This window comes from Caulobacter sp. GW821-FHT09B11 (assembly GCF_059418205.1).
This window is the reverse complement of the sequence record NZ_JBWKPK010000037.1, coordinates 1-23,355: the sequence shown is the minus strand read 5'-3', so window position 1 is coordinate 23,355 and position 23,355 is coordinate 1. Positions and strand designations below refer to the sequence as shown.

The 23,355-nt window shown below is 70.2% G+C and carries 26 protein-coding genes; 11 read left to right on the top strand and 15 right to left on the bottom strand.

Going from position 1 to position 23,355, the window contains the following annotated elements:
* Positions 1–81: 81 nt before the first annotated feature.
* Positions 82–327, bottom strand: a complete 246-nt coding sequence (locus AC07N1_RS22075; RefSeq protein WP_494673737.1) for a hypothetical protein — start codon at positions 325–327, stop codon at positions 82–84.
* A 170-nt stretch (positions 328–497) separates the two neighbouring features.
* Between AC07N1_RS22075 and gpmA the strand changes: the two genes are divergently transcribed.
* The 3 genes from gpmA to AC07N1_RS22060 all read left to right on the top strand — a co-directional run bounded on the left by gpmA (position 498) and on the right by AC07N1_RS22060 (position 4,002).
* Positions 498–1,211, top strand: coding sequence for a 2,3-diphosphoglycerate-dependent phosphoglycerate mutase (gpmA, locus tag AC07N1_RS22070; RefSeq protein ID WP_494673736.1), 714 nt, complete (start codon positions 498–500; stop codon positions 1,209–1,211).
* A 167-nt stretch (positions 1,212–1,378) separates the two neighbouring features.
* Positions 1,379–2,638 (top strand): pentapeptide repeat-containing protein, encoded by a 1,260-nt coding sequence (locus AC07N1_RS22065; RefSeq protein ID WP_494673735.1) that lies wholly within the window; start codon positions 1,379–1,381, stop codon positions 2,636–2,638.
* Positions 2,639–2,739: 101 nt separating this feature from the next.
* Positions 2,740–4,002 (top strand): pentapeptide repeat-containing protein, encoded by a 1,263-nt coding sequence (locus tag AC07N1_RS22060; protein WP_494673734.1) that lies wholly within the window; start codon positions 2,740–2,742, stop codon positions 4,000–4,002.
* A 153-nt stretch (positions 4,003–4,155) separates the two neighbouring features.
* On the opposite strand, the gene AC07N1_RS22055 is transcribed toward AC07N1_RS22060, so the two are convergent.
* From AC07N1_RS22055 to AC07N1_RS22030, 6 genes are all read right to left on the bottom strand, one after another.
* Positions 4,156–5,676 (bottom strand): DUF8614 domain-containing protein, encoded by a 1,521-nt coding sequence (locus AC07N1_RS22055; RefSeq protein ID WP_494673733.1) that lies wholly within the window; start codon positions 5,674–5,676, stop codon positions 4,156–4,158.
* 81 nt (positions 5,677–5,757) lie between these two features.
* Entirely contained in the window at positions 5,758–5,958 is a 201-nt protein-coding gene (locus AC07N1_RS22050; RefSeq protein ID WP_494673732.1) for a hypothetical protein, read from the bottom strand.
* Positions 5,959–6,054: 96 nt separating this feature from the next.
* Complete coding sequence (locus tag AC07N1_RS22045; RefSeq protein ID WP_494673731.1) at positions 6,055–7,647, bottom strand: HAMP domain-containing sensor histidine kinase; 1,593 nt, start codon at positions 7,645–7,647, stop codon at positions 6,055–6,057.
* Complete coding sequence (locus tag AC07N1_RS22040; RefSeq protein ID WP_494673730.1) at positions 7,644–8,357, bottom strand: response regulator transcription factor; 714 nt, start codon at positions 8,355–8,357, stop codon at positions 7,644–7,646. Before AC07N1_RS22040 ends, AC07N1_RS22045 begins: the two co-directional genes overlap by 4 nt.
* Complete coding sequence (locus AC07N1_RS22035; RefSeq protein ID WP_494673729.1) at positions 8,354–9,925, bottom strand: DUF4153 domain-containing protein; 1,572 nt, start codon at positions 9,923–9,925, stop codon at positions 8,354–8,356. Before AC07N1_RS22035 ends, AC07N1_RS22040 begins: the two co-directional genes overlap by 4 nt.
* Before the next feature lie 188 nt (positions 9,926–10,113).
* Positions 10,114–10,590: an Hsp20 family protein gene (locus tag AC07N1_RS22030; protein ID WP_494673728.1), complete on the bottom strand. Its 477-nt coding sequence runs from the start codon at positions 10,588–10,590 to the stop codon at positions 10,114–10,116.
* A gap of 239 nt (positions 10,591–10,829) precedes the next feature.
* On the opposite strand from AC07N1_RS22030, the gene AC07N1_RS22025 reads away from it, so the two are divergent.
* The 6 genes from AC07N1_RS22025 to AC07N1_RS22000 all read left to right on the top strand — a co-directional run bounded on the left by AC07N1_RS22025 (position 10,830) and on the right by AC07N1_RS22000 (position 15,154).
* Positions 10,830–11,672 (top strand): class I SAM-dependent methyltransferase, encoded by an 843-nt coding sequence (locus AC07N1_RS22025; protein ID WP_494673727.1) that lies wholly within the window; start codon positions 10,830–10,832, stop codon positions 11,670–11,672.
* Between the two features lie 92 nt (positions 11,673–11,764).
* A complete protein-coding gene (locus AC07N1_RS22020; protein ID WP_494673726.1) occupies positions 11,765–12,673 on the top strand; it encodes a class I SAM-dependent methyltransferase in 909 nt (302 codons plus the stop codon).
* Positions 12,670–13,338: a hypothetical protein gene (locus AC07N1_RS22015; protein ID WP_494673725.1), complete on the top strand. Its 669-nt coding sequence runs from the start codon at positions 12,670–12,672 to the stop codon at positions 13,336–13,338. The genes AC07N1_RS22020 and AC07N1_RS22015 overlap by 4 nt, the downstream gene beginning before the upstream one ends.
* A gap of 109 nt (positions 13,339–13,447) precedes the next feature.
* Positions 13,448–13,756 (top strand): SCP2 sterol-binding domain-containing protein, encoded by a 309-nt coding sequence (locus AC07N1_RS22010; protein WP_110119043.1) that lies wholly within the window; start codon positions 13,448–13,450, stop codon positions 13,754–13,756.
* A 4-nt stretch (positions 13,757–13,760) separates the two neighbouring features.
* Positions 13,761–14,729 (top strand): alpha/beta fold hydrolase, encoded by a 969-nt coding sequence (locus AC07N1_RS22005; RefSeq protein ID WP_494673724.1) that lies wholly within the window; start codon positions 13,761–13,763, stop codon positions 14,727–14,729.
* Entirely contained in the window at positions 14,726–15,154 is a 429-nt protein-coding gene (locus tag AC07N1_RS22000; protein ID WP_494673723.1) for an NUDIX hydrolase, read from the top strand. Before AC07N1_RS22005 ends, AC07N1_RS22000 begins: the two co-directional genes overlap by 4 nt.
* A gap of 163 nt (positions 15,155–15,317) precedes the next feature.
* On the opposite strand, the gene hisN is transcribed toward AC07N1_RS22000, so the two are convergent.
* Positions 15,318–16,157 carry a histidinol-phosphatase gene (hisN, locus tag AC07N1_RS21995; protein ID WP_494673722.1) on the bottom strand — a complete coding sequence of 280 codons (840 nt, stop codon included), beginning with the start codon at positions 16,155–16,157 and terminating at the stop codon, positions 15,318–15,320.
* A gap of 66 nt (positions 16,158–16,223) precedes the next feature.
* A complete protein-coding gene (locus AC07N1_RS21990; RefSeq protein ID WP_110119048.1) occupies positions 16,224–16,616 on the bottom strand; it encodes a helix-turn-helix domain-containing protein in 393 nt (130 codons plus the stop codon).
* Positions 16,617–16,852: 236 nt separating this feature from the next.
* Between AC07N1_RS21990 and AC07N1_RS21985 the strand changes: the two genes are divergently transcribed.
* Entirely contained in the window at positions 16,853–17,791 is a 939-nt protein-coding gene (locus AC07N1_RS21985; protein WP_494673721.1) for a lysophospholipid acyltransferase family protein, read from the top strand.
* Between the two features lie 168 nt (positions 17,792–17,959).
* On the opposite strand, the gene AC07N1_RS21980 is transcribed toward AC07N1_RS21985, so the two are convergent.
* From AC07N1_RS21980 to gcrA, 5 genes are all read right to left on the bottom strand, one after another.
* Positions 17,960–18,466 (bottom strand): response regulator, encoded by a 507-nt coding sequence (locus tag AC07N1_RS21980; RefSeq protein ID WP_110119050.1) that lies wholly within the window; start codon positions 18,464–18,466, stop codon positions 17,960–17,962.
* Between the two features lie 104 nt (positions 18,467–18,570).
* The gene (locus AC07N1_RS21975; RefSeq protein WP_494673757.1) at positions 18,571–19,431 is read right to left on the bottom strand and encodes a M23 family metallopeptidase; all 861 of its coding nucleotides are present in this window, start codon (positions 19,429–19,431) and stop codon (positions 18,571–18,573) included.
* Complete coding sequence (locus tag AC07N1_RS21970; protein WP_110119052.1) at positions 19,410–19,628, bottom strand: DUF2093 domain-containing protein; 219 nt, start codon at positions 19,626–19,628, stop codon at positions 19,410–19,412. The genes AC07N1_RS21975 and AC07N1_RS21970 overlap by 22 nt, the downstream gene beginning before the upstream one ends.
* Before the next feature lie 27 nt (positions 19,629–19,655).
* A complete protein-coding gene (xseA, locus tag AC07N1_RS21965) occupies positions 19,656–21,194 on the bottom strand; it encodes an exodeoxyribonuclease VII large subunit (protein ID WP_494673756.1) in 1,539 nt (512 codons plus the stop codon).
* Positions 21,195–21,288: 94 nt separating this feature from the next.
* Complete coding sequence (gcrA, locus tag AC07N1_RS21960) at positions 21,289–21,819, bottom strand: cell cycle sigma 70 cofactor GcrA (RefSeq protein ID WP_494673720.1); 531 nt, start codon at positions 21,817–21,819, stop codon at positions 21,289–21,291.
* Positions 21,820–22,059: 240 nt separating this feature from the next.
* On the opposite strand from gcrA, the gene AC07N1_RS21955 reads away from it, so the two are divergent.
* The gene (locus tag AC07N1_RS21955) at positions 22,060–22,881 is read left to right on the top strand and encodes an ABC transporter permease (protein ID WP_487292456.1); all 822 of its coding nucleotides are present in this window, start codon (positions 22,060–22,062) and stop codon (positions 22,879–22,881) included.
* Positions 22,882–22,960: 79 nt separating this feature from the next.
* Here AC07N1_RS21955 and AC07N1_RS21950 read toward each other — a convergent pair.
* Positions 22,961–23,355, bottom strand: a 395-nt coding sequence (locus AC07N1_RS21950; protein WP_494673719.1) for a transposase, incomplete at its 5' end; no start/stop codon positions are given.

Here is a 23,355-nt window from a genome sequence, read left to right as displayed (position 1 = left end):
GGTGGTTGTCCGCCACCCTCTTCGTATGACGATGATCGATCAATGTGACGGTTGATCGAGATTTGGCTTCGTGCAGGGCGCCTATTGCGCGGGGTCGCCGCCGGCGGCGGCTTCCACGGCGGCTTCGCGCCGCCGGCGTTCCTCGCTGCGACGGGCCGAGGCCTTTTCCTTCTCGATCAGGGCCTTCATCTCCGGAGTCTGCTGGAGCGGGGTCGAGCCGAACGGGGCGGGCGAGCGGGCGCCGTAACCCTGCGGCCAGACCAGGGACAGGGCGACCAGCGCCAGAGCGATGAACGCGCAGATAGGCATGAAGATGCGATCGGGCATGGTCCGGCTATAGCACGTCGTTCGTGGCGCGACAGGGGCGATGCTTGACGTCGCGTCGCCCGCTTCCGTCGCCAGGCTCTGCGCGGCCTTGGGGCGCCGTCCGGCGTTGCGCGGCTTGACGCCGGCCCCGCGCGGCCTTAGCCCGCCCTTGATCAATCAAGGGAGTTCCGATGCCCGTCCTCGTCCTGCTTCGCCACGGCCAGAGCCAGTGGAACCTCGAGAACCGCTTCACCGGCTGGGTGGACGTGGATCTCACCGCCGAGGGCGAGGCCCAGGCCCGCAAGGGCGGCGAACTGATCAAGGCCGCCGGGCTCGACATCGACGAGGCCTTCACCTCGGTCCAGACCCGCGCCATCCGCACCTGCAACCTGGCGCTCGACGCGGCTTCGCAAAGCTTCGTGCCGGTGACCAAGGACTGGCGCCTGAACGAGCGCCACTACGGCGGCCTGACCGGCCTGAACAAGGCCGAGACCGCCGAGAAGCACGGCGAGGAGCAGGTCACGATCTGGCGCCGGTCCTACGATGTTCCGCCCCCGGAACTGGCCCCCGGCGGCGAGTACGACTTCGCCAGCGACCGCCGCTACAAAGGCGCGAACCTGCCCTCGACCGAGAGCCTGGCCACCACGCTCGTCCGCGTGCTGCCCTACTGGGAAGAAGCCATCGCCCCCAAGCTGAAGGCCGGCGAGAACATCCTGGTCGCCGCCCACGGCAACTCGCTGCGCGCCATCGTCAAGCATCTGTTCGCGGTGCCGGACGACCAGATCGTCAAGGTCGAGATCCCCACCGGCAATCCGCTGGCCATCGAGCTCGACGCCGACCTGAAGCCGGTGGGCGCCCGTTACCTCGACGAGGCCCGCGCCGAAAAGCTGCCGGCCATCGGCTGATCCAGGTCTGGTTCCAGATCTTTCGGGGTTCCTTTCGTCCGAGGACGAAAGGAACCCTAGGTCGTTTCAGGTGCTCTCTGCGCGCAGGAAGTGCCTGGAAACACGACGTTAATGCTGCCAGGCGCATCAAGTAGGCGTACCCTAAGGGGACGAAGACGCGAGCTTGCATGAACACCCCGGCAGCGGCAGGCCAGGAACACCGGCGCCTGACGCAACAAGAAGTCGACGTGATCTGCGCCAAGCACGACCGCCTGTGGTCGGCTCGGCTGGGCGGAGCGCGCGCGGTGTTCGCCTTCTGCGACCTTTCCGGACTGGTGCTGGCCGGCCGTAACCTGTGCGACGCCGACTTCACCGGCGCGCTGCTGGTCGGCGCGGACCTGCGCCGCTGCAAGCTCGACAACGCCAATCTCTACGGCGCCGACATGCAGGGAGCGGACCTGACCGACTCCTCGCTGCGGCGCTCGGATCTGCGCGGCTCCAGCCTGCGCGGCGCCAACCTGACCGGCGCCGACATGTTCGAGGCCGACCTGCGCGAAGGCCAGATCGCCGCCGCCGACCGCGAGAAGGGCTATCGCATCATCGAGCCGGTGCAGCGCGAGGCCTATGCGGCCGGCGCCAACCTCTCGGGCGCCAATCTGGAGCGCTCGCGGCTGTCGGGCATCGTCGCCACCAAGGCCGACTTCAGCGACGCGATCCTGAAAGACGCCAAGCTGGTGCGCGCCAACCTCAAGCAGGCCAATTTCAACGGCGCCAACATGGCCGGGGCCGACCTGTCGGGCGCCAACCTGTCGGGCGCCGACCTGCGCAACACCGTGCTGGTGGGGGTGAAAACCCTGTCCTGGAACGTCACCGGGGCCAGCATGGAAGGGGCGCTGACCGACAAGGCCTCGGGCGTCGACGTCTCCGACATGCCCTACGAGCAGATGATCGCCGACCACGCCCGCTGGTGCGAGACCGGCGGGGCCGAGGGCAAGCCGTCGTCGTTCGACAGGGCCGACCTGCGCAATCTGAAGAGCATCCGCGGCTTCAACCTGACGGCCCTGACGGCCAAGGGTGCGGTGTTCTACGGCCTCGATATGGAAGGCGTGCAGATGCAGGGCGCCCAGCTGGAGGGGGCGGACCTGCGGGCCTGCAACCTGCGCCGGGCCGACCTGCGCGGGGCGCGGCTGAAGGGCGCCAAGCTCTCGGGCTCGGACCTGCGCGACGCCCAGCTGGGCCCGCTGCTGATCGGCAAGGACCGGCTGCTGCCGGCCGACCTGACCGGCGTGCTGCTGACCAACGCCGACCTGGCCCGGGCCGACCTGCGCGGTGCATGCCTGGCGGGGGCGGACCTGTCGCGCGCCAACTTCACCAACGGCAACCTCAAGGACGTCGACCTGACCGGCGCGATCCGGCTGGGCGCGCGGGGGTTGGACGACGTCATCTGAGCAAATGTGACGAAAAGACGCGGCCTTAACCGTTCGCTCGTCGATTCCTGTTATCCGATGAAATTCAAGAGACTTACGCAGAGTCGGGAGGGGGTCCCGCAATGAACGCCGTGCAGAATCTTGCGGGCCGCCGCAAGCTCAGCCAGGCCGAACTCGACATGCTCGTCACGGCCCACGAGAAGTTCGTGACCGGCAAGCAGGGCGGCAAGCGCGCCTCGCTGCGCTTCATGAACCTGTCGGGCCTGGACCTGTCGTTCCGCAACCTGACCGACGCCGACCTGTCGGCCTCCATCCTCGACGGCTGCCGCATGGTGCGCACCAAGCTGGATCGCGCCAGCCTGTTCGGCTGCGACCTGCGCAAGGCCGACCTGCGCCAAGCCAGCCTGCAACGCGCCGACCTGCGTGGGGCCTGCCTGCGCGGCGCCAACCTCTCGCAGGCCGACCTGACCCAGGCCGACTTCCGCGAAGGCCAGATCGCCATCCCGCACCCCCGCAAGGGCCTGGACACCCTCAAGCACGAGACCCGCAACGGCGAGGTCGACGAGGTCAACTTCTCGGGCGCGACCCTCGACGGCTCGCAGTTCACCGGCGTCTCGGCCTTCAAGGCCGACTTCTCCGACTGCTCCCTGCGCGGGGCCAAGCTGTCGGGCGCCAACCTGAAGGAAGCCAACCTCGCCGGCGCCATCCTCGACAACGCCGACATCAAGGGCGCCAACCTCGAGGGCGCCAACCTGCAGGGCTCGGTGATGGCCGGGGTCGACACCTCGACCGCGCGGACCAGCGGCGCGCACATGACCGGGGCGCTGACAGCCTCGACGCCGGAAGCCGTGAACAAGGCCCGCGAGCTCTACGCCCGCTGCCTGGCCAACCAGCAATGGTGCCAGACCGGCGGCAAGGAAGGCGCGGCGGCCCGTCTCGACGGCGAGGACCTGCGTCCGCTGGGCGACCGGCTGAAGGGCCTGCGCCTGACCGCCATGACCGCCAAGGGCGCCTGCATGGTCGGCATGGACCTGTCCGGCGCCCAGTTGCAGGGCGCGAACCTGCAGAACGCCGACCTGCGCGCGGCCAATCTGCGCGGCGCCGACCTGCGCGGGGCCAAGCTGACCGGCGCCAACCTGACCAAGGCCGACCTGCGCCAGGCCTATCTGTCGCCGCTGCCGCTGGGACCCCAGCGCCAGACCCAGGTCAGCCTGGCGGCCGCCCGCATGCGCTACGCCATGGTCCAGACCGCCGACCTCTCCGAAGCCATCCTCGACGGCGCCGACCTGCGCGGCGCCGACTTCACCGGCGCCCGCATCGCCAAGGCGAGCTTCCGCGACTGCGACCTGAACCAGGTGCAGGGCGTGGATTTCGCGCCGGCGTAAGAGAACCTCCCCCTGTGGGGGAGGCGGCCGAAGGCCGGTGGGGGGCGTTTTCAGCTTCCCGACCATCGGCCGATTTCGCACCTACTCCCCCCACCGATCGCTACGCGATCACCTCCCCCATGGGGGGAGGTTCCTTTCGGGCGGCCTTCGTCCTCACACCTTCTCCGGATAGACCGGGGTGATGTCCACGGGGATGTCCTTCAGCGTGGCGATCACGCCGCGGGCGTCGTCGTCGAGGTGGGCGTAGCGGTCGAAGAAGGCGACCATGCCGGCGTAGTCGCCGTCGCCCTGCAGCTTGACGATGTCGGCCACCAGGTCGCGGATGCCGGCGGCCATCTTGGCGTCGTCGATGCGGTAGCGCTTGGCGACGGGGTCGAAGACGAAGGCGCCCTTGGCTTTCAGGTAGCCGTACTGCAGGGCCGCGCCGCGGCCGTGGGCTTCCTCGTCGCCCCAGCGGGCGGCGCGGAAGATGCCGGCGGTGTAGGTGGCGAAGAGCTGCGGGCGCTCGGCGGCCGGGATCTCGTTCTTCTCCATCATGAAGAGGATGTTCCAGGCCCCCATGACGTCGGCCTTGGCCTCCTCGGCGGTGCCGGCGATGTCCTTCAGCTCGGCCGAGACGGTGGTGGCGCGGCCGGCGACGGTGATCGAGCCCGGGCCCAGGCTGTGCGACAGCTCATGGAACAGGGTCTCCAGCGTCATGTACTTCTGGCTGACCAGGGCGGCCTGGTCGGCGACCAGCACGCGCGAGGCGATGGGCGAGAGGATGCCCTCGTACTTGGCGGCCAGCACGTTGGACAGGATCACCTTCTTGGCGCCCTTGGCCTCGCGCACCCGCTCGTCGTTGGGCAGGTTGAAGGCCACGGTCTGCGGGCCGTGCAGATTGTCGCCGCCGCCGCGGATCTGCTCGGCCACGGCGATCGGCGAGGCCCCGCCGCGCTTGAAGTTCTTGTAGGCGTCGGCCACCGGAAGGTTGGCTTCCATGTCGCGCAGATAGGCCTTGTACTTGTCGAGGGCCTGGCTCTCGGTCGGGTTCTTCAGGGTGACGAAGGCCTCGAAGGCGGCCTTCTGGCCGATCATCTCGTCGGTGTAGGTCTCGTACGGACCGATGGCGACCTCGATCGGCGTGCCTTCCAGGTCCATCCAGGCCATCTCGGACTGGAAGTAGTCGTTGGAGCGGAACGACTGGGCCCGCAGCGTCAGGAAGCGCTTGAGGCTGGCGTTGGTGGTGACCTTGGCGGCCTCGTCCAGCAGGGCGGCGGCCTTGGCCAGCTCGGGCTTGTAGGCCTCCGAATAGGGCACGGCGACCAGCTTGTCGCCGTCGCGGCGGACCACCGTATAGGCGTCCATCAATGACGCCTTCTGGTCGGGATGGGCGGCCAGATAGGTCTCGAATTCCGCCTTGGTCATGCCCGGCGGATAGAAGCCGTGGCCCGGGCCGTCGGCGCCGCCCTGGGCGACCGCCTGCTTGTCGTAGATGGCCGTCATCTGGTCGGCGGCCTGGATCAGCAGGTTCACCACCTTGCGCTCCTCGGGGCTGAGGAAGGCGGTGTCGGTCTTCATGCGGATGGTCGCGTAGCTCTCGGGCGCGGCCAGGGCGGGGGCGGAAGAGAGGGCGGCGACCGAGACGCCGAGCGTCAGGGCGAGGGCCAGGGCGGGGGAAACGAGCGCGCGCATGAAAGGGCCTTTGCGAAACGGGCGAAGGCGACGCTTACACCCGCCCCATGGCCAAGACGAGGCGAAGACGCGGACGGGCGCCTAGAAACGCCGCCGCTTCAGCGAGGCGAAGGCGTCGAGCATCACGGCGGCCAGGGCGGTCTGGCTCTGGGCGAAGGCCGGGTCGCTGGCGGTCCCGGACAGGCGCATGCCGTCGGGGCGCACGACGCTCCAGGTGTAGCGGCCGGCGGCGATGTCGAGCTCGACCTGGCAGTCGGTGGCGGGCGGGGCGGCGGTCAGCATGGCGATCTCCTGTCGGGGCGAGATCGAAGCCTAGAAGCGACCCAAGGCGCGGTGATGAACCGGTTGTGGAGATTCCGTGCAGACGCCCGGAGGGGATCAGGCCGTCGGCAGCCACAGCACGAAGCGCGCGCCCGAGCCGCGCGCGACATATGCCGTCTCGCCGCCATGGGCGCGGGCCAGCGAGCGGGCGATGGACAGGCCAAGGCCCGTGCCGCCTTCGGCGCGGCGGGTGGTGAAGAACGGCTCGAACAGGCGGGCGGCGTCGGCCTGGGCCACGCCGGGGCCGTCGTCGGCGACTTCCAGCACGACCTCGTCGCGCTCGTGGCGGCCCTCGATAATCACCTGTTTCGCGCCGGCCTGGCGGCTGTTTTCGACCAGCACGGTCAGCACCGTCTCGATCACCGCCAGGGGCGCGGCGACCGGCGGCAGGTCGGCCGGAAGGTCGAGGGTGACGGCCAGATCCGGGCCGGAGAGGACGGCGGCCACGGCCCGGGCGGCGGCGGCGGGCGCGGCGGCGACCCCCGCCTCGGGCGTGGCCATGTCGGCGCGGGCCAGCTCCAGCAGCCGTCCGACCAGGGCCGACAGCCGGGCGTTGTCGGCGGCGATGTTGGCCAGGAAGCGCTCGCGCTCGGCCTGGCTCATGGTCGGATAATGGTCCTGCAACAGCTCGATGGCGCCGCGCACCCCGGCCAGGGGCGTCTTGAACTCGTGGCTGAGGGCGGCGGCGAAGTCGCGCAGGTAGCGCGAGCGCTTGTCGATCGCCGCGGCCATGGCCCGGAAGTCGTCATAGAGGGCCTGGATCTCGACGGCGGCGGTGGCCGGGGTCTCGGGCGCCTCGCCCCGGCCCTGGGCCATGGCGCGGGTGGCGGCGCTGAGCTGCTCGATCGGCCGGGTGACCCCGCGCGACACCAGGCCCGCCAGGCCGAACAGCACCGCGACGATGACGCCGGCCCCCAGCAGCAGCTTGCCCCGATCCTCGTACAGGCCCTTGAAGAGGCCGCGCGGCGAGCGCGACAGCAGCAGCACGCCGACGGTCCGGCCCTCGATCACGACGGGGCGGGCGTGGTGCAGGCGTACGGCCGAGGCGCGGCTCACCCACTCCCAGGCATAGCGCTGGCGATACTTGCCGATGTGGCGCAGCACGGTCTGAGAGCCGCCGGCCAGGGCCGCGCGCACCTCCGGCAGGGCCGAGAGGTCGCCGCCGGCGCCGAGGCCGCGCACCACCCGGCCGTGGCCGTCGGTCAGCACCACGGCCGCCAGGGTGCTGCGGGTGGTGTCGGCGAAGATGTGGTCGAGACGCGCGGCGGCGGCGGTCGCGTCCGCCTCTGGCTGAACGGGCGAGGGCGGCGGCGTCGGCCGCTCGGGCAGGATCGAGGCGGCCGAAAGGTCGAGGCTCGGTTTCTCCGGGCGGTAGTAGGCGGGATCTTCGGGATCCGGTTCGGGCAGGGCGCTGGGAGCGGGCGCGCCGGGCCACAGGGCCGCCGCCGTCGCCGCCAGGGCCGCGCCCTGGGCGGTCAACTCGGCCTCGGTCTGGCGGACCAGGGTGTTCTCGTAGCTGCGCAGGAAGATGCCGCCCAGCGCCGGCATGGCGGCGGCGAACAGCAGCACCGCCAGCAGGATCGAGCGCAGGCGCAGGGCCGGCCAGCGGCGTTTCACCGCGTCCTTGAAGGCCGACAGCGCGGCGATCACGCCTCCGCGTCCTGGCCCTGGCAGGCCCCCAGCCGATAGCCGACCCCGGGCCGGGTCTCGACCACGTCGACGCCGCCCAGCCTGGCGAACTTGGCGCGCAGGTTGCGCACGTGGCTGTCGATGGTGCGGTCGGTGAGGGCGAAGCCCGGGCCGCGCAGCTTGTCGATGATGGCGTCGCGGGTGAACACCCGGCGCGGGGCGCTGGCCAGGGTCCAGAGGATGCCGAACTCGGTGACGGTCAGCGCCGTCTCGGTCTCGCCCCAGGCCGCCCGCCAGGCGTCGGCCTCGAGGCTGAGGCGGCCATGGCTGACCAGCTTGGGCTCCTCGGCCGGCGGCGGAGCGGCGGCCGAGGCGCGGCGCAGGATCGCGGCGACGCGGGCCGTCACCTCGCGCGGGCTGAACGGCTTGACCACGTAGTCGTCGGCCCCCAGCTCGATGCCCAGCACCCGGTCGATCTCGTCGTCGCGCGACGACAGCAGCAGCACCGGCAGCTGGCCCTCGGCGCGGATGCGGCGGCAGACGTCCAGGCCGTTGAGGCGCGGCATGTTGATGTCCAGCACCACCAGGGCCGGCCTGTGGGCGGCGATCGCCTCCAGCGCCGCCTCGCCGTCGGCGGCCTCGACCGTGGCGTAGCCGGCCTTGCCCAGGGCGAAGGCCAGCAGCTCGCGGATGTGGGGCTCGTCGTCGACGATCAGGATCGGCTGAGTCATGGCGCAGATGTTCCGCCTGCGACGTCCAGGGTCAACGGTTCGCTGTACGGTTGGGGCGTCGGTTCGGGTTCGCTCGGGCCGATCGGGCGGCCCTGGCAGTCCAGCGTTCCGGCCGGAACCGGGATGGTCCGGTCGCGCGGCGCGATCAGCAGGGCCTGGCTTAGCCGCCGTTCGCCGCGCCAGGACCAGCCGCGCCATTGGGCCTGGCGAGGTTCCAGGTCGTTCAGCACCGTCTCGCGCGACCAGGCCACGCGCGCCGCCAGCAGCGGGGGCAGGGCGGTCGCGCGGAGCTGGCTGAGGGCCACGACTGAGGCGGGACCCAGGCGCTCCAGGTAGCAGACGTCCAGCGCCTCGCCGTCGCCGCCCAGTTCGCGGGCGTGGCGGACGTTCCAGGCGGCGGCGACCGAGCCGAGGTCCACCACCGTGCAGACGGCCAGCACCAGGCCGGCGGCGGCGAGGTTGGCGTTGATCAGCCAGCCGGCGCTCCTGGCGCGCAGCATCCGCCAGCAGATCAGCAGCAGGCCAAGGCCCACCAGCGCCATCCAGATCAGGGCCGCCAGCCGCAGGCGGGTCAGGGCGTAGACCTCCACATAATCGAGGGTGCGCAGGATCGACGAGGCGACGAGGAAGAGGTTCTGCGCCACCCACAGCACCACCAGCCGCCGCAGCCACGTCGAGCGCGCCGTCGCCGAGCCGGGCGCCAGGGCGACCAGTACGAAGAGGCCGGCGAGCAGGGCGGTGGCGATCAGCGGATAGGCGCCGCGATGGGCGTATTCGGCCAGAGTCACGCCCTGCGGCAGCGGCGCGCGCGACCACAGGAAGGCCAGGTCCAGGCCGTTCTGCAGGGCGAAGATGGTGTTGAACACCACCAGCGACAGGCCCACCGAGGCGACGCTGAGGCCGGGTAGCGGCGCGGCGCCGGGCTTGGCGGCCGGCAGGCCCCAGAGCGGGCGCTTGAAGCTGGGCCGCAGCAACATCCAGACCCCGAACAGCACGATGACGGCGAAGCCGATGCGGGGCAGGTCGATCTGGGGGATGCGCCACTGGGCCACGGCCTGGGCGATCACCGGATTGGCGATGGTGAAGAGCGCCAGGAACACCGCGCCGCCGACGATGGGCAGGACCAGCACGGGCAGGCGACGCAGGGCCGCGCCCGAGCCCGGCGCGCGCTTGCGGGCCTTCATGACGTCGCGGAACGGGGCGATGAGGCCCAGGACCAGCAGGGCCGCCAGCCGTTGCAGCCAGCGCCAAGCGTCCTCATGCCGGCCCGCGCGGGCTGACAGCACCGCCACGGCGATGGTGATCGCCCACAGGACGAAGGCCAGCAGGCCCGGCGCCTCGATCATCACGACGCCGAAGACCGCGGCGGCCAGCAGCGCGCCCCAGGCCCGGCGCGCGGCGGGATGGACCAGGACGACGGCGATGGTCACCAGCAGGCAGAAGCCGCCCAGGGTCGCGCCAGCGGCATAGCCCCAGAACAGCTGGTCGGACGCCAGCACCAGCAGGGCGGCGGCCACCGGCTTCATCCAGAAGGGCGCGGCGGCGGGCGGCGGGCGGAAGGCTTTCATCGGAGGTCCCCATCAGCGGAGCCTTTCCGATAGCCGCGCGGCTTGCAGCCCCGGCGGCGAGGCCGTGCACGGCCCGCCCGATCGTCGTGCAGAACTGGTGCAGAGACGAAAAAGGGCGGCGCATCGCTGCGCCGCCCGAAGTCGGAGGGGACTTGGAACAGAGAGGGAAGAAAGCGATCGGGACGCCGTCAGGCGGCCTGTTCGCCCTCGATCAGGCTGGCGCTGTCGCTATCGATGGTGACGGCGCCGGTGTTGATCGGGATGGTGCGGGGCTTGAGGGCTTCGGGCAGTTCGCGCTTCAGCGCGATGGTCAGCAGGCCGTCGGCCAGGGCCGCGTCGGTCACCACCACGTAGTCGGCCAGCTGGAAGCGACGGTCGAAATTGCGCTCGGCGAGGCCGCGATGCAGGTAGCGCTTGGCTTCGTCATTGGCCGCCTTGCGGCCCGAGACGGTCAGCAGGCCTTCCTTGGCCTCGATCGACAGCTCTTCCGGCTTGAAGCCGGCGACGGCGATCTCGATGCGGTAGGTGTTCTCGTCGGTGCGCTCGATGTTGTAGGGCGGATAGCCGGAGGCGGCTTCGGTCTTGGCGGCGGCGTCGAGTTGCGCGGCCAGGCGGTCGAAGCCGACGAGCGAGCGGTAAAGGGGCGACAGGTCGATCGTACGCATAGATGTAGAACCTTCTCTTCAAGCAAGGTTGCGATGTGTGTTCGGACCTTCGACGACCCGATCTCGGCCTCGTCTGCGATCCGGAAGGCCCGGTTTGCCAGCGCCCTCGGTTGAATAGTTGGGAGGTCGGTTTTCGACTTCAAGGGGTGCGGCGTTTCGTTTTGGAATCGCTTGATCGGGAGGCTCGCGCGGTTAAGGTCGGCGCGCCCGGAACGCGGGCCGACGACGGAGACAGACCCATGCCCGCCCGCCGCCATTTCCTCATTCTCGCCGCCCTGGCCGCGCTCGCGCCAGCCACCGGCGCCCTGGCCGCCGACGCGGCCCTGAAGACCGCGGTCGCCTCGCCCGACCGCACCCCGACCAGCGTCGCCCGCGACGGCGCCCGCCATCCCTATGAGAGCCTGGCGTTCTGGGGGCTGAAGCCCGGCCAGACGGTGATCGAGGTCTCGCCCGGCGGCGGCTACTGGACCGAGATCCTCGCGCCCTACGCCAAGGCCACCAAGGGGACCTACGTGGCCGGCGTCGCCGACCTGGCCAACCCCAAGCTGTCGGACGGCGCCCGCAAGGGCCGCGCGGCCTTCGAGGCCCGCTTCGCCGACGAGGCCAAGTACGGCAAGGTCAAGTTCGTCGACTTCGGGCCGGTGGCCGCGCCGCTGGGCGCGCCGGGCTCGGCCGACCTCGTGCTGACCGCTCGCAACGTCCACAACTGGACCGTCCAGCCGGGCGTCGCCGACAAGCTGTTCGCCGACTTCTTCGCCGTGCTGAAACCGGGCGGCGTGCTGGCCATCGAGGAACACCGCGCCGATCCGGCCGACGAGAAGAGCGCCGGGGCCGACGGCTACCTGTCGACCGCCACCGTCGTGGCCCTGGCCGTGAAGGCCGGGTTCAAGCTGGACGCCAAGTCCGAGATCAACGCCAATCCCAAGGACACCAAGAACCATCCCTTCGGCGTCTGGACCCTGCCGCCGGTGCGCCAGTCGGCGCCCTCGGGCCAGCCGGCCGACCCGAACTTCGACCGCGCCAAGTACGACGCGATCGGCGAGAGCGACCGCATGACCCTGCGCTTCAAGAAGCCGGCGTGATCGGGCGTCCTTTGGCCCCGAAGCCCGCGGGCCGCGGGCGTGTTTTTGCCAAGGTCGCGGCCTAGGCTGGATCCATGCGTAGAGGGGGAGTGATGGATCCAGCGTATTCGTGGTCGCGTCGCGGCCTGATCGCCGCTGTCGGCGCTGCTGGCGCGGCCGGTCTCGTCGGCTGCGGCCGCAAGAAGGAGGCTGCGCCCGCCAAGACCGAGGCCGCCAAGCCTGAGCCCAAGGGCGGCGCGTCCACCCTGGCCGGCGCGGTGGCGGGCGACTGGCGCTCAAGCGCCGACAAGGCCCGGGACGCCTGGCGCCATCCGGTGCAGAGCCTGGAGTTCTGGGAGGTCCGTCCGGGCCAGACCGTCGTCGAGTTCTGGCCGGGCGCGGGCTGGTACACCGAGATCCTGGCCCCGTTCCTGGCGGCCACCGGCGGCAAGCTCTACGAGGCGGTGCTGGAGGCCGATCCGGCCGATCCCGCCGCCGCCGAGATCGTCGCCGCCTATCGTCGCAAGCTGGAGGAAAAGCCCAGGCTCTACGGCAAGGTCGAGATCACCACCTTCGGCCGCGGCAGCGGTCCGGTGGCCCCGGCGGGCAGCGTCGACCGGGTGCTGTTCCTGCGCAACCTGCACAACTGGATGGCCGGCGGCGTCGCCGAGAAGGCCTTCAAGGACGCCCTGGCGGCGCTGAAGCCCGGCGGGATCCTGGGTGTCGAGGAGCACCGGGGCGAGCCCGGCCGCGTGCAGGACGTGCTGGCCGCCGACGGCTATGTGCAGCAGGCCTATGTCGAGCAGCTGGCCAAGGAGGCCGGGTTCGAACTGGCCGGGTCGAGCGAGATCAACGCCAATCCGAAAGACACCAAGGACCATCCGTTCGGCGTCTGGACCCTGCCGCCGACCCGCCTGTCGGCGCCGCGCGGCGAGCCGGCCGAGCCCGACTTCGACCACGCCAAGTACGACGCCATCGGGGAGAGCGACCGCATGACCCTCAAGTTCGTGAAGCCGAAATGAGCCGCCGTATCGCAAGGCGCGCGCTGGTCGCCGCCGTCCTGACCCTGGCGGCCGGATCGGTCGCCTTGGCGCAAGGGAGCAAGGTGGCCCCGGCCGACAAGGTGTTCAGCTACCTGGAGAACTTCCTCAAGGTTCCGGCCCAGGAACGCTCGCGCACCCGCGTGGCCTACGGTCTCAGCCGTGACGGCAAGCCCGCCGCCGGGCTGAAGGCGACCCTGGTCGAGGCGGGCGGGGCGCGCACCCCTCTGCCGATCAACGCCGACGGCCGCTTCGAGCGCCTGCCGACGCTGGCCCAGCTGCAGGGCGGGGCCAAGGTCGAGTTCGACGCGCCGGCCGACGCCAAGTTCGGCTCGACCCTGATCATCGAGCCGGTGCTGAAGCCGGCGGCCGAGTACGACGCCGGCGAGCTGAAGACCGTCCTGGAGTCCACCAACGGCGTCATCGGCAAGGCGGCCGGGCCGATGGCCATGCTGGCGCCGAAGATGACGGGCTTTGGCTTTCCGGGCGCTTCCGGCGGCGCCGTGATCGGTCCCGACGGCAAGGCGCAGCCCCTGCCGCTGGCCGGCAAGACCCCGATTTACCGGCTTTCCGACTTCAAGGGCGCGACCCGCATTCGCCTGTCCGGCGCGCCCTCGCAGGTGCGCTTCATTCAGAGCAAAAAATAGCGTGGAGAGCGTCTAAACGGTGTTTACTTGCGCGCCGCGCCCGGCCAGGGTGCACGCCAAGTTCTCACGCGCATTATTGAAAGCGCAAATAAGAGGGAGATCGCGTTTCATGGCCACTCTGCAGGAAATCACCGACAAGATCAAAACCGCCGTCGGCGACGACAGCGGCCTCGGCAAGAGCCTGAAGTTCGACCTGAAGGGCGAAGGCGTCATCCTGATCGACGGCGGGTCGGTCACGAACGACGACGGTCCGGCCGACCTGACCATGACCCTGTCGAAGGAAGACTTCCTGGCCATCGGCGCCGGTTCGCTCGACCCGACCATGGCCGTCATGACCGGCAAGCTGAAGCTGTCGGACATGGGCGCGGCGATGGCGCTGCAGTCCAAGATGGCGGCGCTGTTCTCCAAGCTGCGCTAAGCCGATGGGGGAGCCCGCGCCTCTGGTCTCGATTCCCGAGGCGCCGGTTCCCGACCACGGCCAGGCCGAATGGTTTCGTGGCGCGGACGGGGCGACCCTCCGCGCCGCTTTATTTCATCCGGAGGGTTTTTTTTCCGAGGGGAAAGCGCGCGGATCGGTGGTCGTCAGCCCCGGCCGCAGCGAGCCGATCGAGAAGTACTACGAGGTCGTCTCCGACCTGCTGGCCCGGGGCTTCGTCGTCCTGGTGCATGACTGGCGGGGGCAGGGGCTCTCGCACCGCATGCTGCCTGACCGGCTGAAGGGCCACGCGGCCGGCTTCCATGACTTTCTCGGCGATTACCAGGCTCTGCTGGCCGCCTTCGAGGCGCGCCTGCCCAAACCGTGGATCGCGCTGGGCCATTCGATGGGCGGCTGCCTGACCAGCCTCGTCCTGGCCCATGGCGAGAGCCGTTTTTCGGCCTGCGTGCTGTCGGCCCCGATGCTGGGGCTGAACCCCGGACGTACGCCGGCCTTCCTGGCGCGGGGACTGGCGTGGCTGGCCGCCCGCACGCCGCTGCGGGGCGACTATGTGCTGGGCGACGTCGGCGATCCGTTCAAGCACGTCTTCCCGCAGGACGCCCTGACCCACGACGCGGCCCGCTACGCCCGCCATCAGGCCCAGATCCGCGCCAACCCGGATATCGCGCTGGGCGGCATCACCTGGGGCTGGACCGACTTCGCCTTTTCCGCCTGCGACTGGCTGGCCCGCGCGCCCGGCGTCGAGGCCATCACGATCCCGGTGACCATCGTCGGGGCGGGGATCGACACCCGGGTGCTGACCTCGGCCCAGAAGGCGATCGCCGCCCGCATCCCCAAGGGCCGCTATCTCGAGATCGAGGACGCCTTCCACGAGATCCTGATCGAGACCGACGACCGCCGCGCCCGCTTTTGGGCCGCCTTCGACGAGACGGTCGATCCGGTCGCGCCGCGATGAGCACGTGGCGGCCGAAGCAGGCGGTGCGGGTCGTCGCCATCGGCCTGCTGCGCTTTGAAGACCGGCTCTTGGTCGCCGAGGTGCGCAACGACGACGGCTCGGTGAAGGGTTGGCGGCCGCTGGGCGGCGGCGTCGAGTTCGGCGAGACCTCGGCGCAGACCCTGCGGCGCGAGTTCCTGGAGGAGACGGGCTTTTCGATCGAGATCGTCGGGCCGCCCCGCGTGCTGGAGAACCTCTACGAGCACGAGGGCCACATCGGCCACGAGATCATGTTCGTCTACGAGATCACGACCACCGATCCCAAGGCGACCGCGCGCGACCGCTTCGTGATCAACGAGAACAGCCAGGACGTCTGGGTCGAGTGGGTGGCCATCGAGCGCTTCGCCGCCGGCGAGCGGCTGCTGCCCGACGGTTTGAAAATCTGATCCTTCTCCCCTTGCGGGAGAAGGTGTCGCCGCAGGCGACGGATGAGGGGTCTCTCAGACCCGTCCTCATCGCCCGGTCGATCAGCTTTTGCAGCGGCGCCGATCTTCGACCCCTCATCCGACCTGCTTCGCAGGCCACCTTCTCCCGCAAGGGGAGAAGGGGTTATTTCGCCGACCGCTTCAGGGCCACCAGCGCCTCGTCCAGCACGCGTTGGTCGCCGGCGATGGCCATCTGGCCGCCGTGCTGGCCGATCGGGGCGCCGCGCCAGTCGGTGAGGACGCCGCCGGCGCCTTCGATCAGGGGGATGGCGGCCTCGACGTCCCAGCTCTTCAGCCCGGCCTCGATGACCATGTCCATCGTGCCGGCCGCGACCATGGCGTAGGCGTAGGCGTCGCAGCCCAGGCGGGCCAGCTTGGCGGCCGCGCGCACCTGGCGCCACGCGCCGAGTTCGGCGCCGTCAAAGCAGGCCTCAGGGTCAGTGGTGGCGATGATGGCGTCGGTCAGCACGGCGCAGGGACGTACGCGCAGGGGCTTCTCGCCGCCGCGGGCGATCAGGCGCGAGCCGGCGGCGGCCGAGCCGATATAGAGTTCTTCGAGATAGGGTTGGCCGATCGAGCCCAGCACGGGACGGCCCTGATGGCGCAGGCCGATCAGGGTGGTCCACAGGGGCAGGCCCGAGATGAAGGCGCGCGTGCCGTCGACGGGGTCCAGAACCCAGACGAACTCGGCGTCCGGGCGGTCCTCGCCGTATTCCTCGCCGATCACCCCGTGCTCGGGATAGCGCTCGGAGATCAGCTTGCGGATCGCCGCTTCCGCGCCGCGGTCGGCCTCGGTCACCGGATCGAACGCCGCGTGGCTGTCGCGCGGCAGGTTCTTGCCCGCCGCCTTGTCCTCCAGTCCGTGGTCGGACCGGAACAGCGGCAGGATCGCTCCGGCGGAGGCGCTGTTGAGCTCGACGATGAAGGCGTCGAGGGCGGCGATGCGATCGGCGGAGAGCGTCATGGGCAGGGCTTTAGCCTGCCCTGGCCCGCGACGCTACTCCACTGAACCGCCCAACTGAAGCGTGGGTCAGGCTTCGATCTGCTCGACGCCGTTCAGCGACTTGGCCAGGTCCAGCAGGCGGCGGCGCGGACGCTCGCCGAGCAGGTAGTAGGCCCGGATCAGGTCGATCGTCTCCTTGCGGGCGAACATCTCGCCGCCCTCGGAGTCGTTGTGCGCCGGCGCGGCCTCGCGGGCGGCGAGGTTCGACAGCCCGTCGTAGAAGTAGCCGACCGGCACTTCCAGGGCTTCGGACAGCTGCCACAGGCGCGCGGCCGAGATGCGGTTGGCGCCGCACTCGTACTTCTGGATCTGCTGGAAACGAACGCCCACGGCGCCGGCCAGCTGTTGTTGGGTCAGGCCCAGCAGCCGGCGACGGCGGCGGAGACGCTTGCCCAGGTGAGTGTCGATGTCATTGCCCATGATGGACCCTTGACCCCCGATGGCTTTCCCCCGTCCCGAAACGGAACGGTCTGCCCCGACAGCCGCAAGTCGCGCGCCAAGCGAGGCCGAGTCGCCTGAAAGCACCGAAAGGCGCCAGTCATGGCCCCGATTGCGGCGATTTATGGGTGATAAAATCAGACGATTTCAAAGACTTAAGGTCAGGTGTTGCGCTGGGGTGACTTCCGTTCCGCGTTGTCCCGCTCTAGTAAGGGGCGATGTCCCAAGTCCGCGCTTCCCGCACCCAAGATTTCTACTGGCGTCTCGAGGCCATCGGCTACGACCTGTTCATGGGCCTGTTCCGGATGCTGGGCGTCGACGCGGCCTCGGCCGTGGGCGGCTGGTTCGGGCGCACCTTCGGTCCGCTGAGCGGGGCCCACAAGGTCGCCGAGCGAAACCTGCGCCTGGCCTTCCCGGAAAAGGACGCCGCCTGGCGCGCCGACATGCTGCGCAGGCAGTGGGACGGCCTGGGCCGGACGTTCGGCGAGTTCCCGCTGATGGACAAGCTGCTGCCCTCCACGGGACGGGTCGAGGTGGTCAACGCCGAACGCCTGGCCCAGATCGCCCGCGACGGCGAGCCGGTGGTGTTCGTCTCGGGCCACCTGTCGAACTGGGAGGTGATGCCGGCGGCCATCGTCGATTCCGGCGTCACCTGCCAGATGACCTACCGGGCGGCCAACAACCCCTATATCGACGAGCGCATCAAGAAGAGCCGGTTCCGCTACGGCGTTCGCCTGTTCGCCCCCAAGGGCGGGGACGGCGCGCGCGAGCTGCTCGACGCCATGAAGCGCGGCGAGTCGGTGGCGCTGATGAACGACCAGAAGTTCAACGGCGGCGTCGCGGCTCCGTTCTTCGGCCACGACTCGCGCACCGCGCCGGGGCCGACGCGCCTGGCCATCCGCTTTGGCGCCGTGCTGCAGCCGATGTCGGTGCAGCGCACCAAGGGCGCGCACTTCCGCGCCGTGGTCCATGATCCGATCATTCCGCCCAGCACCGGCGACCGCACGGCCGACATCGAGGCCGGCGTGCGGATGATCAACGCCTTCATGGAAGATCGCATCCGGGAGCGGCCGGAGGAGTGGTTCTGGGTCCACCGCCGCTGGCCCAACGAAGTCTATGCGGCGCTGCTGGCGGGGGATGCGGCGGAAAAGGCCTGAGAACAGGCCCGTCCCTCACTCCCGTCATTCCCGCCCTTGTGGCGGGAAACCCTCTGTCAGCCGCAAGGGAAATTGGGGCGGACTGCTGAGCAGTCCGCTTGCGTCTCACGTGCCAGCGGAACCAGGGGTTCCCGCCACAAGGGCGGGAATGACGGGAAGAAGGGTGAGCTAAAGCTCGATCGCGCCCTTGTCCGTGCCGCGGCGGAACGGGCCGCCGTAGTGCGGGTCCTGGCGGCGGCGGCGGCAGGGGCCGAAATAGTCGGCGCTGCGGATGAACGGCCGCGGCTTGAAGATCACCATGTCGATGCGGTCGAGCAGCGAGCGGGCCGTGACCGGCTTGACGACGATCTCGGTGACGCCGGCGTCGCGCGCCTCGAACACCCGGTGCCGTTCGGCGAAGCCGGTCAGCATGATGATCGGCAGGAACGGGTCGGTGCTGTCGGGCGAGTTGCGCACCAGCTGGGTGAACTGCACCCCGTCCAGCGGCGACATCTTGAAGTCGACGATGGCGATGTCGATCTGCCGATCCTTGAGGATCTGCAGGCCCTCGGCCCCGTCGATCGCCTCGTGCACGTGGCGCACGCCCACGCCCTTCAGGATCGTGCTGACGATGGCCCGCATGTGGTGGTTATCGTCCACCAGGAGGAAACGGAGCTTGTCTAGCACCGCGGACATGCGGGTTTACGCCTCATACGCGAATTTCAGGGCGGGCTGGGGATAACCATAACGACAGGGGGCTGTCGATAGGTGCTGTCCCCAAATGGTGAAGTTTGCGCCGTTCACTGTCGCATTCCTGCGTCGGCGACCCACAGGCTGGGATCGAGGTTGCGATCGCGCCACTTCAGGCGCCAGCAAAGGTGCGGACCGGTGGCCCGACCCTCCCTGCCGACCGCGCCGATCAGCTGGCCTTGGGCCACCCGCTGGCCGGGAGTCACCTCGATGCGGGAAAGGTGCAGATAGGCGCTGATCAGGCCCTGGCCGTGGTCGATCAGGATCAGCCCGCCCTCGAAGTGCAGGCCGGTCTCGGCGAAGGCGACGACGCCGGCCGCCGGGGCGACCACGGGCGTGCCGACCGGCGCGGCCAGGTCGACGCCGTAGTGCGGGCGCTTGGGCTCGCCGTTGAGGATGCGCTGGCCGCCGAAGCTGGAGGAGCGGCGCGTGGCCTTCACCGGCCAGATGAAGCCGGTGCGGAAGAAGTCGCCGTCGATGCGGCTGGAAAAGCCCGTCGCCTTGCGCGCGCCCTCGGCGGCGATGCGGGCCAGCAGGGCCGGATCGTCGGGCGTGACCTGCGACGGCGGCAGGCCGTCGATGCGCTGGATGTCGAAGGTGCCGGGCGCGATCGCCACGCGGTGGCTCGCCGAGCCGTCGGGCGTCTGCACGGTGATCTCGGCCGTCGGCGGGGCGTCGCGGTCGAAGCCGACCACGAACCAGCCGTCGGCCGAGCTCTGGGTGACCGAAACGCCGTCCACCAGCACGTCGGCGCGGGGCGCGGTGCGGCCGACGACGTAGCCGCCCTGTTCCAGGCGTCCATTCAGCGTCAGGCCAGGCGCCGCGGCGCGGGCGGAGAAGGCGAGGGGAAGGGCGGCGCCGACCAGGACGGCGAGAAGCCCCCGGCGGTTCAGGCCTTGGTCTCCTGCCAGCGCTTCAACGCCTCTTTCGGCGTGGCGTAGGCTTCCTGCAGCTCGGGGCTCCAGTAGCGCAGGGCCTCCAGCGGCACCTTGGCGCCGGTGACGGCGCAGACCACGTACTGGCCGGGGCTGAGCACGGCGAAGTCGCCGTCGCCATAGTGCAGGACGGCCAGGCCGGATTTGCCGATGTCGCGATCGTAAGCGTTCATGGGACTCTTCTACGCCAAAGCGCGGGACTAGAACAGATCGCCCTGGCCGGGCGACGGCGGGGGCGCGGGTTTCGGGCGCGGAGCGGGCTTGGGGGCCGCCTGCACGACAGGAGCGGGCGGGGGAGGCGGCGGCGTCGAGCCTTCGCCGTCGATCACCGCGTCGCGTTCGCCCAGCTTGAACTTCAGGTTCACACGCTCGCCGGCGGCCAGGTCGGCGGCCGAGCGGGCCAGGGTGCCGTCCATCTTGCGCACCAAGGCGAAGCCCAGCTCCAGCGGGCGTTCCGGGTTCAGCGACTGGCGCAGCTTGTCCAGCCCCGCCAGGCGATCGGCCTCGCGGTCGAGGCGGCGGCGGGCGACGGCGTTCAGGCGATCCCACAGGGCCGGCAGGCGGGCGTGCTGGGCTGCGCGCTCGGGCGCGCGACGGGCGGCCAGGTCCAGGCGGCGCGACAGGTCGGACAGGCGCTCGGCCTTGGCTTGGCGCTGGCGGGCCAGGGCCTCGGGCGACAGGCGGGCGGTGACTTTCAGCAGGTCCTGGGCGTGGACCGAGGTGTTGCGGGCCAGGGCCGCGTCCAGCCGGCCGGCGGCGATGTCGAACCGCTGCTGGGCCAGGGCCAGCAGGTCGTTGGGGCGGGGCAGGCCGCGGGCGGCGGCTTGCAGGCGCGTGCGGCGCTCCTCGACCACCCGCCCGGCGCAGCGCGACAGGCGGCGGTCGTAGTCGGAAACCAGGCCCCGCAGCTCGGCCAGCACGGGCGTGGCCATCTCGGCGGCGGCGGTCGGGGTGGGCGCGCGGCGGTCGGAGACGAAGTCGATCAGGGTGGTGTCGGTCTCGTGGCCGACGGCCGAGATCAGCGGGATGGTCCCCTCGGCCACCGTGCGGGCCAGGGCCTCGTCGTTGAAGGCCCAGAGGTCCTCCACCGAACCGCCGCCGCGCGCCACGATCAGGATGTCGGGACGCGGGACCGGACCGCCGGGCGTAAGGGCGTTGAAGCCCCGGATCGCGCCGGCCACCTGGCCGGCGGCGGCGTCGCCCTGCACCACGACCGGCCAGACGATGACGCGGCAGGGCCAGCGGTCGCGGATGCGGTGCAGGATGTCGCGGATCACCGCGCCGGTCGGGCTGGTGATCACCCCGACCACGGCCGGCATCGAGGGCAGGGGCTTCTTGCGCTCGGCCGCGAACAGGCCCTCGCCGGCCAACTTCGCCTTCAGGCGTTCAAGCTGCGCCAGCAGCGCGCCGACGCCGGCGGCCTCCATGCTGTCGATGACGATCTGGTAGCGCGAACCGGCCGGATAGGTGGTGATCTTGCCGGTGACGATGACCTCGAGCCCGTGCTCGGGCCGCACGCCCAGGCCTCGCACATTGCCCTTCCAGACGACGCCGTCGATGGCGGCCTTGTCATCCTTGATGGTCAGGTAGACGTGGCCGTTGGAGTGATGGGTGACCTTCGACAGCTCACCACGCAGCCGCACGAAGCCGTAGCGGTCTTCCAGCGTGCGCTTCAGCGCGAAGGCCAGTTCCGAGACGGAATAGGCGGGCGCGTTGGAATCGGGGGCGAGGTCGGTCATCGCAGACAACATAAAGCCCTCCCCGCGGAACGGGGAGGGCTGCATGGCGAGAGCGCCTTGCCGACGCTTCTCTTCTTGTCGTTTTTTGCCGGCGCTAGATGTAGCGGCGCAGCGAGCGGGCGAGCTCGGTGGCGCCGCCCTTCTTCTTGGTCTGCTGCGGCTGGTAGGCCACCCGGGCGTGCTCGACGCAGTAGGGGCCTTCCGACGAGCGGCGGCCGCAGAAGGTGAAGCCGTCCGACGACGGGTCGCCGATCGGCCATTTGCACATGTGGGCGCCGAGGGTCAGCACGGTGGCCGAGCCGGGGGCTTCGTTGCGCAGGACCGGAACCGACGGCTGCTGGTGAGCGGCGACCGGAACCGGGGCCGGGGCGACCGGTTCGGCGGCGACCACGCGGCGCGGCGCGGCCGGCATGGCGGTGGCGGCCGGACGAGCCGGGCGCGGCGCCTTGAAGGCCGGGCGAGCCGGTTGCGACGGCGCGGCGCGACCCGACAGGCCCAGACGATGGACCTTGCCGATCACGGCGTTGCGGGTGACCCCGCCGAGTTGTTTGGCGATCTGGCTGGCGGACAGCCCGTCCAGCCAAAGCTTCTTGAGGGTGGAGACCCGTTCGTCAGTCCAGCTCATGGCCTTCTCCGCCTAAAAAAGGCGCCACGACGAGAACCCCACCTCGCCATGACCCTACATCTGGTGTACAGCACGCCCCGCCGGCGGCTGACCTACCACATAGTGTAAAGAATGCGTTAAGACGCACAATAGGCGCCAGGTACTCTGTCCACAGAAACAATATATTGATTCTCGAAGCGGGACGCTTGCGCCCGACCCTTCCCAGGCGCACATGGCGAAGGAATTTCCAGGATCAGGCCGATGAGAGACATGGCAGACAGCGTCGTTCCGCCGCAGCCGCGCGACTATCACGGCTGGAATTGGAGCGGGTTCCTCACCCTCTATCAGCGCGAGATCCGCCGGTTCTGGAAGGTGGGCATGCAGACCGTGGCCGCCCCGGTGGTCACCACGCTGCTCTACATGCTGGTGTTCGTGGTCGCGGTCGGCGCCAGCCGCCCGGCGGTCGAGGGCGTGACCTTCGGCCATTTCGTGGCTCCGGGCCTGATCATGATGGCGGTGCTCAACAACGCCTTCGCCAACTCGTCCTCGTCGCTGATCCAGGCCAAGATGATGGGCCTGACCTCGGACTTTCTCACCCCGCCCCTGACCCCGCTGGAGCAGGTGGCCGCCTTCGGCCTGGGGGCTGCGACCCGCGGCGTCGTGGTCGGCGCGGTGACGGCGGCCGTGATCGGCGTGCTGCCGGGCGCGGGCCTGCAGATCTCGCACCTGTGGGCGATCTTCTATTTCGCCGTCGGCGCGGCCCTGATCCTGGGCCTGGCCGGCGTGCTGGCCGGCCTGTGGGCTGAGAAGTTCGACCAGCTGGCGGCGGTGACCAACTTCGCCATCATGCCGATGACCTTCCTGTCGGGCACCTTCTACCTGGTCGACAAGCTGCCCGAGCCGTTCCGCACGGCCAGCCACTTCAACCCGTTCTTCTATCTGATCGACGGCTTCCGCTACGGCTTCATCGGCCACGCGGATGGTTCGATCGCCATCGGCGTGGTGGTCACGGCGGTGCTGACGGTCGGCCTCTTCCTGTGGTGCTGGGCGCTGTTCCGCAGCGGGTATCGCCTGAAGAGCTGAGGGCTTCTCTTCCAATCCAAAGTCCACAAAGGTCGTCATCCCGGAAAGCGCGCAGCGCTTATCCGGCGACTGTGTTGGGTCAAGCGGGCTTCTGCCAGGGTTGTCCGGATTTGAGCATGCCGTTTGCGGCGACGACGATCTTCCTGGCGATGGCGACGAGCGCGACTTTGGCGGGTTTGCCGGCGGCGCGGAGGGCCTGGTACTCGCGCTTGAAGCCGTTGTCTGAGCGGGCGGCGCTGACGGCGGCCATGTAGAGGGCGGCGCGCACGCAGGGCCGGCCGCCGCCGATGTGGGCGGGGCCGGTCCGGGTTCCGCTCTGGTTGGGATGAGGCGCCAGGCCCGCCAGGCTGCCGACGGCCTTGCGGTCGAGGCCGCCGAGCTCGGGCAGGTCGGCCAGCAGGGTCATGCTGACGGCCGGGCCGACGCCGGGGATGGTCTGCAACAGGGCCTGGCGGGCCGGGCCGTCGTGAGCCT